This window comes from Streptococcus sp. SCPM-O-B-23252 (M501) (genome assembly GCF_058200355.1).
The window spans coordinates 29,049-41,725 of the sequence record NZ_JBYQGS010000005.1; the positions used below are offsets into that span (position 1 = coordinate 29,049).

At 44.2% G+C, this 12,677-nt stretch carries 11 protein-coding genes; all 11 read left to right on the forward strand.

The window, feature by feature from the left end; all coding sequences use genetic code 11:
* Positions 1-10 precede the first annotated feature (10 nt).
* The 11 genes from AC3E6G_RS08905 to adhE all read left to right on the forward strand — a co-directional run bounded on the left by AC3E6G_RS08905 (position 11) and on the right by adhE (position 12,478).
* Positions 11-925 (forward strand): PTS mannose/fructose/sorbose/N-acetylgalactosamine transporter subunit IIC, encoded by a 915-nt coding sequence (locus tag AC3E6G_RS08905; protein ID WP_006595286.1) that lies wholly within the window; start codon positions 11-13, stop codon positions 923-925.
* Entirely contained in the window at positions 912-1,730 is an 819-nt protein-coding gene (locus AC3E6G_RS08910) for a PTS system mannose/fructose/sorbose family transporter subunit IID (RefSeq protein WP_006595285.1), read from the forward strand. Before AC3E6G_RS08905 ends, AC3E6G_RS08910 begins: the two co-directional genes overlap by 14 nt.
* Positions 1,731-1,741: 11 nt before the next feature.
* Positions 1,742-2,146, forward strand: a complete 405-nt coding sequence (locus AC3E6G_RS08915; protein WP_006595284.1) for a PTS sugar transporter subunit IIA — start codon at positions 1,742-1,744, stop codon at positions 2,144-2,146.
* 97 nt (positions 2,147-2,243) lie between these two features.
* Complete coding sequence (locus AC3E6G_RS08920; protein WP_048788703.1) at positions 2,244-3,407, forward strand: SIS domain-containing protein; 1,164 nt, start codon at positions 2,244-2,246, stop codon at positions 3,405-3,407.
* Positions 3,408-3,434: 27 nt separating this feature from the next.
* Entirely contained in the window at positions 3,435-4,475 is a 1,041-nt protein-coding gene (locus AC3E6G_RS08925) for an aldose epimerase family protein (protein WP_048788702.1), read from the forward strand.
* Positions 4,476-5,077: 602 nt separating this feature from the next.
* A complete protein-coding gene (gene ruvB / locus AC3E6G_RS08930) occupies positions 5,078-6,076 on the forward strand; it encodes a Holliday junction branch migration DNA helicase RuvB (RefSeq protein ID WP_082161844.1) in 999 nt (332 codons plus the stop codon).
* Between the two features lie 6 nt (positions 6,077-6,082).
* Entirely contained in the window at positions 6,083-6,649 is a 567-nt protein-coding gene (locus AC3E6G_RS08935) for a nucleotidyltransferase family protein (protein WP_048687844.1), read from the forward strand.
* Between the two features lie 118 nt (positions 6,650-6,767).
* Positions 6,768-7,190 (forward strand): low molecular weight protein-tyrosine-phosphatase, encoded by a 423-nt coding sequence (locus tag AC3E6G_RS08940; protein ID WP_048687842.1) that lies wholly within the window; start codon positions 6,768-6,770, stop codon positions 7,188-7,190.
* A gap of 57 nt (positions 7,191-7,247) precedes the next feature.
* Positions 7,248-7,661 (forward strand): MORN repeat-containing protein, encoded by a 414-nt coding sequence (locus tag AC3E6G_RS08945; protein WP_006595277.1) that lies wholly within the window; start codon positions 7,248-7,250, stop codon positions 7,659-7,661.
* Entirely contained in the window at positions 7,651-9,468 is a 1,818-nt protein-coding gene (locus AC3E6G_RS08950) for an acyltransferase family protein (protein WP_048687840.1), read from the forward strand. Before AC3E6G_RS08945 ends, AC3E6G_RS08950 begins: the two co-directional genes overlap by 11 nt.
* Positions 9,469-9,826: 358 nt before the next feature.
* Positions 9,827-12,478 carry a bifunctional acetaldehyde-CoA/alcohol dehydrogenase gene (gene adhE / locus AC3E6G_RS08955; RefSeq protein WP_490700843.1) on the forward strand — a complete coding sequence of 884 codons (2,652 nt, stop codon included), beginning with the start codon at positions 9,827-9,829 and terminating at the stop codon, positions 12,476-12,478.
* Positions 12,479-12,677: the final 199 nt, after the last annotated feature.

Genomic DNA, 12,677 nt, shown 5'->3' on the forward strand with positions numbered 1-12,677 from the left:
GGAAATTGTCATGATACAATGGTGGCAAATTTTACTACTTACTTTGTACTCAGCTTATCAAATCTGTGATGAGTTGACGATTGTTTCATCAGCAGGATCACCAGTCTTTGCTGGTTTCATTACTGGACTTGTCATGGGAGATTTAAAGACAGGTCTCTTTATCGGAGCTTCTCTTCAATTGACAGTACTCGGTGTTGGTACTTTTGGTGGAGCTTCTCGTATTGACGCGACTTCTGGTGCCGTTCTTGCGACTGCCTTCTCAGTAGCACAAGGGATTGATGCAGAGCTTGCTATTGCTACAATCGCTGTGCCGGTAGCAACTTTGTTGACCTACTTTGATATTCTTGGTCGTATGACTACAACTTACTTCGCTCACCGTGTAGATGCTGCAATCGACCGCTTTGACTACAAAGGTATCGAACGCAACTACCTTCTTGGAGCGATTCCTTGGGCTCTTTCTCGAGCTCTCCCAGTTTTCTTCGCTCTTGCTTTTGGTGGAGCTTTCGTAGAAACTGTTGTTACAGGTCTTGCTAATGTACAATGGTTGGCAAACGGTCTGAAACTTGCGGGTCAAATGCTTCCAGGTCTTGGATTTGCGATCTTGCTTCGCTACCTTCCTGTTCGTCGTAACCTTCACTACTTAGCACTTGGCTTTGGCTTAACAGCAATGTTGACAGTGCTTTATAGCAATGTTCAAAGTGTTGGTAACGCCGTTTCAGCAATGCTTGGAACAGATGCTTTTGCAAAACTTCCAAAAGAACAAATGGTTGCCTTCACAAACAACTTCAAATCTGTATCTATGATTGGTATTGCCATTATCGGTATCTTCCTTGCAGTACAACACTTCAAAAACAGCCAACGTACTGTTGTAGCTGCTCCAGTAACTGAATCAGAAAGCGGGGAAATTGAAGATGACGAATTCTAATTACAAACTAACAAAAGAAGATTTTAAACAAATCAACAAACGTAGCCTCTTCACCTTCCAATTGGGTTGGAACTATGAGCGGATGCAGGCTTCTGGTTACCTTTATATGCTTTTACCTCAGTTGCGTAAAATGTATGGTGATGGCACTCCAGAATTGAAAGAAATGATGAAATTGCATACGCAATTCTTCAATACTTCACCATTCTTCCACACTATTATCACTGGTTTTGATTTGGCCTTGGAAGAAAAAGATGGTGTGAAATCGAAAGATGCGGTTAACGGGATCAAGACAGGTCTCATGGGACCATTTGCCCCTCTTGGAGACTCAATCTTTGGATCATTGGTGCCAGCTATTATGGGTTCAATTGCAGCAACTTTGGCTGTTGCAGGAAACCCAGCCGGTATCTTATTGTGGATCGCTGTGGCAGTTGCTTATGACATTTTCCGTTGGAAACAATTGGAATTTGCCTATAAAGAAGGGGTTAACCTCATCAACAACATGCAAAGTACCTTGACAGCTTTGATCGATGCAGCTGCCGTTCTGGGTATCTTCATGGTTGGTGCCTTGATTGCCAGCATGATTGGTGTTGAAGTTTCTTGGACTCCACACATTGGGGACAAAGCGATTGAAATTCAAGATATGCTCAACCTTATCTTCCCACGTTTGGTACCAGCTATCATCACAGGTGTAATCTACTGGTTGCTTGGACGAAAGGGTATGAACTCTACAAAAGCTATCTTGCTCATCATCCTTGCAGCAATCGCATTCTCAGCATTTGGCCACTTCTTCTTTGGAATGGCATAATGGAGTAAGGTATGGCAAAACACCTAGTATTGGTCAGTCATGGTCGCTTCTGTGAAGAGCTCAAGGCCAGCACAGAAATGATTATGGGACCACAAGACAACATTCATGCCGTGGCCCTCTTGCCAGAGGAAGGTCCTGAGGAGTTTACAGCCAAGTTTGAAGCCTGTGTTGCAGACTTTGAGGACTACATCGTCTTTGCGGATCTTTTGGGAGGCACTCCTTGTAATACGGTTAGCCGTCTGATTCTTGAAGGGCGCGCCATTGACCTCTATGCAGGGATGAACTTGCCAATGGTAATTGAATTTATTAATAACAGCCTGGTCGGAGGAGAAGAAGCTTATCCAGCGCGTGCACAAGAAAGCATCGTGAAGGTTAATGATCTCTTATCCAACTTTGATGACGACGAGGATGAGTAAAATACGATAGCGAAAACCGCTTGAACATTCGGAATGGGGCTGGGACAATTGTCTCGGCCTCTTACCGCTTATAAGGCGGGTAGAAAAGAGGAGAAGCATGCTAGATTATACAAAAGAAGAACTGCTGGAACTGGGGGCTGAAATTACGACACGCGAAATTTACCAGCAACCGGAAGTTTGGAAAGAGACCTATCGTCTCTATCAAGAGAAAGCAAAAGAAATCCAAGAGTTTTTGGAGGCTATTGGGAAGCGTCATGGCTACATCAAGGTCATCTTGACAGGGGCAGGGACCTCAGCCTATGTGGGGGATACTTTGGTTCCGTATTTGCAGGAAGTGCACGATGAACGTCACTGGAATTTCCAATCCATTGCGACGACAGATATCGTGGCGCATCCACAAACCTATCTCAAAAAAGAAGTACCAACTGTCTTGGTTTCCTTTGCACGAAGTGGCAACTCCCCAGAAAGTGTCGCAACCGTGCAGCTGGCCCAAGACTTGGTCAATGAACTCTATCAAATCACCATTACCTGTGCGGAAGAAGGGAAGCTGGCTCAGCAGGCTCACGGAGATGAGCGCAATCTCTTGCTCTTACAGCCGAAAGAAACCAACGACGCCGGCTTTGCCATGACCTCCAGCTTTACCTCTATGCTCTTGACAGCCCTCTTGGTCTTTGATCCAAGTGAGGAAGCAATCAAGGCAAAACGAGTAGAAGAATTGATTCACCTGTCAGAACAGGTCTTGGAAAAAGATCGCGAGGTTAAGGAAGTTGTAGACTTAGACTTCGAGCGCGTCATCTATCTGGGGGCAGGACCTTTCTTTGGGCTCGCTCATGAAGCTCAGCTCAAGATTTTGGAATTGACTGCCGGTAAAATCGCGACCATGTACGAGAGTCCTGTCGGCTTCCGTCACGGTCCGAAATCCCTCATCAATGATCAGACTCTCGTCTTGGTATTTGGATCGATTGCCCCTTATACACGCCAGTACGATCTAGATTTGGTTGGAGAAGTAGCCGGAGATCAGATTGCCCGTCAGGTCGTCCTCTTGACGGACCAAGCTGCAGGCATTGAGCATGTACGAGAAATTTTGGTAGCATCTTCAGCCGATTCACTGGATATCTACCGTGCCTTCCCATACATTATCTATGGTCAATTGATTTCTCTCTTGACTTCGCTCAAGGTTCAAAATCGTCCAGACACGCCATCACCAACCGGTACCGTCAATCGGGTTGTACAAGGAGTGGTGATTCACCCTTTTCACTAGAATGAATGATCTTGGAGGAGACAACTTGTGAAACACTATCAAAAATATCTATTTGGTCAACTGGACGGCCAAGACGTAGAAGCTTATCGCCTCGAAAATGACTTAGGTTATCAATTGTCTGTCATGACCTATGGGGCGACGATCTTAGAGTATGTGACACCAGACAAGCATGATCAATTCGCTAATATTGTATTGGGCTTTGACAATTTTGATGCCTATGTCGGCAATAGCCCCAAGTATGGAGCTAGCATTGGCCCAGTCGCGGGCCGGATTGCGGAGGCAAGTTTTGAGCTCAATGGTCAAACCTATCACTTAGAAGCCAATAATGGTGCCAACTGCAACCACAGTGGACCGACTGGCTGGGACAGCGCCTTGTTTAGCGTGGAATCCGTGACAGACCAAGAAATCACCCTGTACACAGAGCGTGCGGATGGTACCGGCGGTTTCCCTGGAAATCTCAAGATCTGGGTGACCTATGGCTTGACGGAAGCAGGGGAGTTGGAAATCAGCTATCGAGTAGAAACGGACCAAGATACTCTAGTTAATCCGACCAACCACAGCTATTTCAACCTATCAGGCAACTTCACTCAGCCGATTAATGACCATGTCTTTCAGATCAACCATCAAGGGCTTTACCCTATCCATCCCGACGGTGTCCCTCTTCACACTGTGGACAAAGAAAGTCCGGTTGTTCAGCATCTCTACCAAGCTATGCTCTTAGAGGATCTCTTTAAGGATTCTGATCCGCAAATCCGCCTGGTAGAAGGCTTGGACCATCCATTTGCTCTTCCAGAAGGGCATGAGAATGCAGGCTTCTTCTATCATCAGCCGTCTGGACGCTTTTTGACCTTCAAGTCAGAAGCTCCCGCCTTGGTGGTGTATTCTGCTAACTTTGTGGATGAAACGGTTTATCTGGAAGGCAAACCAATGGTTCAACACAATGGCTTGGCTCTAGAATTCCAAATCGTACCAGATGCCATTCATAGCGACCAAGCTGAAAAGGTTATCTTGAGAGCGGGTCAAATCTTCACCAGCAAGACCAGCTACCATGCCATTGCTAAGAAATAGATAAGAAAGAGAGGGTGACAAACAAGGATGTGAAATCTTTGCTTGGAACCTCCTCTTTTTTTGAAAAAAATTTAAAAAATGACTATAAGGAAACTTTAAGCTTCCCGTCGTATACTAATACCATCATCAAAGACCTCCTAACTTTGAATGATAAAACTCCTAAAACTTTTTCATAATAATCTCCCTATAAGAGCCACCAAAACCGGTGGCTTTTTTTCTGGGAGTGAGACAGAACAATTTTTTAAAATTGTTCGTTGTCTCACCCCCGCACAGTTGATTAGGTAATCTTTGGAGCTATAAGAGCGAACAAAGATACCAATCAACCACTGCGTTATGTAATTATTACTAAACCTATTTCATCTAACCAAGCCTGATAGGGACGTAGACGAGTTTAGGTACGTTGACGCAGTTTGAGCGGAGCGAAAACTACGTTCCTTATTCTTTACGAGTATTAGCGAGTTTAGGTACATTCCTTAAAAAGAAACAAGGTAGTTTAAGAGGGGAATCGATTCCCAACACCCAACAATCAATAATTAGTGACATATTGAATAGAATATGATTTTAAATCATCAGAGGCATCATTTTTTGCTATAATAGACTGTATGAGTAGAATTTTAGACAATGAGATCATGGGCGATGAAGAGGCTGTTGAACGGACGCTGCGCCCGCAATATTTACATGAATATATCGGTCAAGATAAGGTCAAGGACCAGTTAAAAATCTTTATCGAGGCAGCCAAGCTTCGGGATGAGGCGCTGGATCATATCCTTCTTTTTGGTCCTCCGGGACTAGGGAAGACTACGATGGCTTTTGTTATTGCCAATGAACTGGGCGTCAATCTAAAGCAGACTTCCGGTCCTGTCATTGAAAAGGCTGGTGATTTGGTAGCTATCCTCAATGATCTAGAGCCAGGCGATGTTCTCTTTATTGATGAAATCCACCGTCTTCCTATGTCAGTCGAAGAAGTACTATACAGTGCCATGGAAGATTTTTACATCGACATCATGATTGGTGCTGGCGAGACCAGCCGGAGTGTCCATCTGGATCTTCCTCCCTTTACCTTGATTGGTGCGACGACTCGAGCTGGGATGCTGTCCAATCCCTTGCGCGCTCGCTTTGGAATTACCGGTCATATGGAATACTACGAGCAAGATGATCTGACAGAGATAGTCGAGCGGACCGCCGAGATTTTTGAGATGGAGATTACTCACGAGGCTGCCGAGGAGCTTTCTCTTCGTAGTCGGGGGACTCCTCGGATTGCCAACCGTTTGCTGAAGCGGGTGCGTGATTTTGCTCAGATTATGGGTGATGGCTTGATTGATGACACCATTACTGACAAGGCCCTCTCTATGCTAGATGTGGACCATGAAGGACTGGACTATGTCGATCAAAAGATCCTGAGGACCATGATTGAGATGTACGGTGGCGGCCCGGTTGGCCTTGGGACTCTATCGGTTAATATTGCCGAAGAGCGAGAGACCGTAGAAGATATGTATGAGCCTTACTTGATTCAGAAAGGCTTTATCATGCGGACCCGGACAGGGCGCGTGGCGACCCGCAAGGCTTATGAACACCTGGGTTATCCCTACAATGGAGACTAGAAGAAGATGCTAACGGAAAAAGCGATAGTAGAGCAAATCCAAGCGGATCAAGAGATGATGACTGTCTTGGCCATTATTCGGGATCTCAACCTGGCAGACGCTTGGCTTGCAGCTGGTGCGGTGCGCAATTTCGTCTGGAACCAGCTCTCTGGAAAACCAGGGTTTGATGCGACGACCGATATGGATCTGGTCTTTTATGACCCTACGATTAGCTATGAGGAGACTTTGCAGATCGAGCAGGGATTAAAGAAGACCTATCCTCAGTACGCTTGGGAAGTCAAAAATCAAGTCTATATGCACCAGCATAGTCCGGGGACGGCTCCTTATCGCAGTGCTTGTGACGCGGTTTCTAAATACCCCGAGCAGTGTACAGCAATTGCAGTTCGCTTAAGGAAAGATGGTCAGCTAGAGCTCTTTCTCCCCTATGGGACAAGGGATATCGAAGATTTCATCGTTCAGCCGACTCCACATTTTTTAGCCAGTCCCGAGCGTTTGGCGGTTTATACAGAGCGTATGCGGAAGAAAGATTGGAAACGAAAATGGCTATCCCTTCAGATCATCCTGCCTGAATAAAAAAAGAAAGTCAGCCCACCTCAACGATGGACAGGCTTTTTTCGTCTTGCCTCAAAAATATAATTTTAGCAGATTATATTTTTCTTACATTCTGTTATAATAGAAAGGAGGTGCTGTCATGAAAAAAATTGTATTTGTGTGTTTAGGAAATATTTGTCGGAGCCCCATGGCAGAGTTTGTCATGAAGGACTTGACCAACCAGTATGAGATTGAAAGTCGTGCCACTTCTAACTGGGAGCACGGGAACCCTATTCACCAAGGGACTCAAAAGATTTTTCGTAGTCATGGCGTGCCCTATGATGCTTCTAAAACATCCCTTCAAATCAGCGACCAAGATTTTCATGCCTTTGATCTGATCTTAGGAATGGATGAGAACAATGTAGCTGACCTCAAACGAATGGCACCTCCTGGAACAGAGCACAAGATTCATCTCTTTGCAGGAGAAAGTGTTCCAGATCCATGGTACACAGGAGATTTCGAAGAGACCTATCGCCGTGTTCTAGCTGGTTGTCAAGAGTGGTTGGATCGATTAGAAGATTAGTTTCGGACTGGCTCCTGAAATGAGTAACCGGCTGAAGATAAAAAGAATGAACAGAGTATGGAAAAAATAAAAGAATTATTTGAGACCTATAAGGTCTATGTTACGAGAGAGAATATTGAACGATTGTCCTTGGGGATTATTGTTCTGTCTGCTTTGTGGGTATTTCTTTCCTCCATTCCTTTCGGAGGTGTGTTGACCCTCGATAAGGGAGCTATTCGCTACGACGGAAGTGTCGTCCGAGGCAAGATGAATGGCCAAGGGACGGTGACCTTTGAGAATGGGGACACCTACAAGGGCAATTTTGTCAATGGAACCTTTAGTGGTTATGGAACCTTTACAGCCAAGGCTGGTTGGAAATATGAAGGTGAATTTGTCAATGGTCAACCAGAAGGACAGGGAACCTTGACGACAGAACAAAATGTCGTCTATAAGGGAACGTTTAAACAAGGAATTTATCAAAATGCGAATTAAATGGTTTTCATTGGTACGGATAACGGGACTTCTTCTCGTTCTTCTCTACCATTTCTTCCAAAAGGTTTTTCCTGGTGGATTTATTGGAGTAGATATCTTCTTTACTTTCTCAGGATTTTTGATCACGGCTCTTCTGATCGATGAGTTTGCCCGTCATCAAAAAATTGATCTCAAGGGCTTCCTTAGACGACGCTTCTACCGGATTGTCCCACCTTTAGTCTTTATGGTCTTGCTGGTCATGCCTTTTACCTTCTTGGTCAGACGAGACTTTATTGCTGGGCTTGGGACACAGATTGCTGCCGTCTTTGGCTTTGTGACCAATTTCTATGAGATGTTAAGTGGCGGAAGTTACGAAAGTCAGTTCATCCCCCATCTTTTCATTCATACTTGGAGTTTGGCTCTTGAAGTTCATTACTACGTCCTCTGGGCTCTTTTGGCTTGGTTTTTGGGTAAAAAAGCTAAGTCAGTTGGCCAATATAGAGGCTATATCTTCCTGTCGTCGACAGGTCTCTTTTTGGTGGCCTTCCTGACCTTCTTTGTCGGAGCGCTGGTCACCAAGAATTTGTCCAATGTCTATTTTTCTAGTATCGCTCACGTCTTTCCTTTCTTTGTGGGGAGTGCTTTAGCGACAGTGACAGGGATTACAACGACCAGCCCAAATCTTACTCAATTAGTGAAGAAGCTATCTCTACAGAAGACGTTAACGATTTTAGCGGGTGCTTTTCTAGTTTTGTTGGTCTTGACATTTATTCTTCCATTTGATAGTGTTTGGACCTATTTATTTGGATTTTTAGTAGCAACTCTTGCTGCATCTGTGATGATTGTGATGACGCGTGTCCTTCATGAAAAGACACCAGATCAAAAAGAACCAGCAGTGATTACCTTTATTGCAGATACAAGTTATGGGGTTTATCTCTTCCACTGGCCATTTTACATCATCTTTTCTCAATTAATGACCAATGGATGGGCTTCTCTACTAACAGCGCTTGTATCATTTAGTCTTGCTGCCTTGAGTTTCTATATTATTGAACCAACCTTAGCTGGACGTGAACCGAAGATTTTTGGAATCTCGATGGATCTCAGAAGTTTCACGAAACCACTCTTTTACAGCGCGATTCCCTTGACCTTGCTCATGTTTGGGATTGCACTCTTTGCGCCACGCGTCGGAGCCTTTGATGAAAATCTGATTACCGAAGGGCTTCGTCAATCCGACAGCAAGATGCAGATCACGCGTGCCCAAGTTGACAATGCTTCAGCGACTTCCTACAATGTATCAGATGGCGTGACCATGATCGGAGATTCTGTAAACCTCCGGGCATCAGATTATCTGAAACAAGTTCTGCCAGATATCCAACTAGATGCTTTGGTGAGTCGCAATCTGGACTCAGGCTTAAAGGTATATGAAACGGATATTGCCAATAGAGTCTTGCTCAAGAACGTGGTGATCGCACTTGGAACTAACTCTTCTAATAATTATCAAGAATTGTTGGATAAGTTTGTTCAAGAACTACCAAAAGGACATCGCTTAATCTTTGTGACCCCATATGATGGACGTGAAGCAAATGATAGCAAGAGCGTCACCGTTCAGACTCGAAAGTATGAGCTAGAGTTAGCTAAAAAATACGATTATGTCTATGTAGCGGACTGGCATCAAGTTGCTGTCGAAAATCCAGCTATCTGGGCTGGAACGGATAGTGTCCACTTTGGTTTAGAATCAGATGGCTCCATCGATGTTGGGGGAAATCTATACGCTAACGTCGTAAAAGAAGCAGTTGATCAAGCAAATCGGGGGCCAGTTAAGCCGTAAAAATTACTAAACGACTTAAGCAATTTTCACTTGAAGAAAATTGCTTTTTTTAGTAAAATTAAGAAAACGCTTACAAAAAATGCGTGAAAATATTTGTTTGTGAAATTGAAGTGCTTTCTCAAAAAAATTCTTCAATTTTTTCTTGAAAATACTCCTGTATAGAAGGAGAAGGAGGATTCATGATAAAAAGTTAAAAAAATCTTTGTGAAACTATTTACAAATTTTCTAAAATAGAGTACAATAATATTGTGAAAAAATTAACAAATCGAAATTTCTTACACTATTCTTGAAAGTTTCTGAAAACAGGAAAAAGTTCCGGAAAAGGATAAGGGTTTCAAACATTGGAGGAAAGCATCAAATGGCTGATAAAAAAACTCAATCACCTGAAGAAAAGAAACTCGCTGCTGAAAAACATGTAGACGAGTTGGTGCAAAAAGCGCTCGTAGCGCTTGAAGAAATGCGCAAATTGGATCAGGAGCAAGTAGACTACATTGTGGCGAAAGCATCTGTAGCTGCTCTTGACGCTCACGGTGAGCTCGCTCTTCATGCCTATGAAGAAACTGGTCGTGGAGTCTTTGAAGACAAGGCGACTAAGAACTTGTTCGCTTGTGAGCACGTTGTAAACAACATGCGTCACACCAAGACAGTTGGTGTCATTCAAGAAGATGATGTCACTGGTTTGACCTTGATTGCTGAGCCAGTCGGAGTAGTCTGCGGGATCACACCTACAACCAACCCAACTTCAACAGCAATCTTTAAAGCATTGATTTCCTTGAAGACACGGAACCCTATCGTCTTTGCTTTCCACCCATCAGCGCAAGAATCATCTGCTCATGCGGCACAAATCGTCCGCGATGCAGCGATTAAAGCAGGAGCTCCTGAAAACTGTGTGCAATGGATCACGCAACCATCTATGGAAGCAACCAGTGCCCTTATGAACCACGAAGGGATTGCGACTATCCTTGCAACAGGTGGTAACGCAATGGTGAAAGCTGCCTATTCTTGCGGTAAACCAGCTCTTGGGGTCGGTGCCGGAAACGTTCCTGCTTATGTCGAAAAATCAGCTAACATCCGCCAAGCTGCACACGATATCGTCATGTCTAAATCATTTGACAATGGTATGGTCTGTGCGTCTGAACAAGCGGTCATCATCGATAAAGAAATCTACGATGAGTTTGTTGAAGAATTCAAATCTTACCACACTTACTTCGTCAACAAAAAAGAAAAAGCCCTTCTTGAAGAGTTCTGCTTTGGTGTAAAAGCTAACAGCAAAAACTGTGCGGGTGCGAAATTGAATGCGGACATCGTTGGGAAACCAGCAGCATGGATCGCTGAACAAGCTGGCTTCTCAGTTCCAGAAGGAACCAATATCCTTGCGGCAGAATGTAAAGAAGTTGGCGAAAAAGAGCCTTTGACTCGTGAAAAATTGTCACCAGTCATCGCTGTCTTGAAATCTGAAAGCCGTGAAGACGGAATTAACAAAGCTCGTCAAATGGTTGAATTCAACGGTCTTGGTCACTCAGCTGCCATCCATACAGCTGACGAAGAATTGACCAAAGAATTTGGTAAAGCAGTTAAAGCCATTCGTGTGATCTGCAACTCTCCTTCGACTTTCGGTGGTATCGGGGATGTTTACAATGCCTTCTTGCCATCATTGACACTTGGATGTGGTTCTTACGGACGTAACTCTGTTGGGGACAACGTTAGTGCCATCAACCTCTTGAATATCAAAAAAGTCGGACGCCGGAGAAATAACATGCAATGGATGAAACTTCCTTCAAAAACATACTTTGAACGTGATTCAATTGAATACCTACAAAAATGTCGTGACGTTGAACGTGTCATGATCGTTACAGACCACGCTATGGTAGAGCTTGGTTTCCTTGATCGTATCATCGAACAGCTTGACCTTCGTCGCAACAAGGTAGTTTACCAAATCTTTGCAGACGTTGAACCAGATCCAGATATCACAACTGTTGAACGTGGTACAGAGATCATGCGTGCCTTCAAACCAGATACTATCGTCGCTCTCGGCGGTGGATCTCCAATGGATGCGGCTAAAGTAATGTGGCTCTTCTATGAACAACCAGAAGTGGACTTCCGTGACCTTGTACAAAAATTCATGGATATCCGTAAACGTGCCTTCAAATTCCCATTGCTTGGTAAGAAAACTAAATTCATCGCGATCCCAACAACATCTGGTACAGGATCTGAAGTAACTCCATTTGCCGTTATCTCTGATAAAGCAAACAACCGTAAATACCCAATCGCAGACTACTCATTGACTCCAACGGTTGCCATTGTAGACCCTGCCTTGGTATTGACAGTTCCTGGATCTGTTGCGGCTGATACTGGTATGGACGTATTGACTCACGCGACTGAAGCTTACGTATCACAAATGGCTAGCGACTACACTGATGGTCTTGCTCTTCAAGCCATCAAACTTGTCTTTGAAAACTTGGAAAGCTCAGTGAAGAATGCAGACTTCCATTCACGCGAAAAGATGCACAATGCGTCAACGATCGCAGGTATGGCCTTCGCCAATGCCTTCCTCGGTATTTCTCACTCAATGGCCCACAAGATCGGTGCGCAATTCCACACCATTCACGGACGGACCAATGCGATCTTACTTCCATACGTTATCCGTTACAACGGTACACGTCCAGCCAAGACAGCTACATGGCCTAAGTACAACTACTACCGTGCAGATGAAAAATACCAAGATATCGCTCGTATGTTAGGACTTCCATGCTCTACACCAGAAGAAGCCGTTGATGCTTACGCAAAAGCTGTGTACGAACTTGGTGAACGCTGTGGTATTGAAATGAACTTCAAAGCACAAGGGGTTGATGAAAAAGAATGGAAGAAACATTCTCGTGAATTGGCCTTCCTTGCTTACGAAGATCAATGTTCACCAGCTAACCCACGTCTTCCAATGGTAGACCATATGCAAGAAATCATCGAAGATGCTTACTATGGTTACAAGGAACGTCCAGGACGTCGTAAATAAGACGCCAAGGAACAACTGATGTTTATCAGCTACCCCCACTCGAAAGAGCGGGGGATTTTTGCTATTTGGGTCCAAAACTCGTTTTTTCATAAAAAATTAGACTTTTTTTCAGAAATTGTGTTATTTTTATAGCATTCCGAGCTATTTTATGTTACCCTATAGTGTGTGAATCTGCTTGTAGCTGAAGGGTTAGGATCCT

Bases quoted from the DNA above. Each gene is read 5' to 3' on its own strand.
- AC3E6G_RS08905 (WP_006595286.1), top strand. From the start codon at position 11: ATGATACAATGGTGGCAAATTTTACTACTTACTTTGTACTCAGCTTAT.
- AC3E6G_RS08910 (WP_006595285.1), top strand. From the start codon at position 912: ATGACGAATTCTAATTACAAACTAACAAAAGAAGATTTTAAACAAATC.
- AC3E6G_RS08915 (WP_006595284.1), top strand. From the start codon at position 1,742: ATGGCAAAACACCTAGTATTGGTCAGTCATGGTCGCTTCTGTGAAGAG.
- AC3E6G_RS08920 (WP_048788703.1), top strand. From the start codon at position 2,244: ATGCTAGATTATACAAAAGAAGAACTGCTGGAACTGGGGGCTGAAATT.
- ruvB (WP_082161844.1), top strand. From the start codon at position 5,078: ATGAGTAGAATTTTAGACAATGAGATCATGGGCGATGAAGAGGCTGTT.
- AC3E6G_RS08935 (WP_048687844.1), top strand. From the start codon at position 6,083: ATGCTAACGGAAAAAGCGATAGTAGAGCAAATCCAAGCGGATCAAGAG.
- AC3E6G_RS08940 (WP_048687842.1), top strand. From the start codon at position 6,768: ATGAAAAAAATTGTATTTGTGTGTTTAGGAAATATTTGTCGGAGCCCC.
- AC3E6G_RS08945 (WP_006595277.1), top strand. From the start codon at position 7,248: ATGGAAAAAATAAAAGAATTATTTGAGACCTATAAGGTCTATGTTACG.
- AC3E6G_RS08950 (WP_048687840.1), top strand. From the start codon at position 7,651: ATGCGAATTAAATGGTTTTCATTGGTACGGATAACGGGACTTCTTCTC.
- adhE (WP_490700843.1), top strand. From the start codon at position 9,827: ATGGCTGATAAAAAAACTCAATCACCTGAAGAAAAGAAACTCGCTGCT.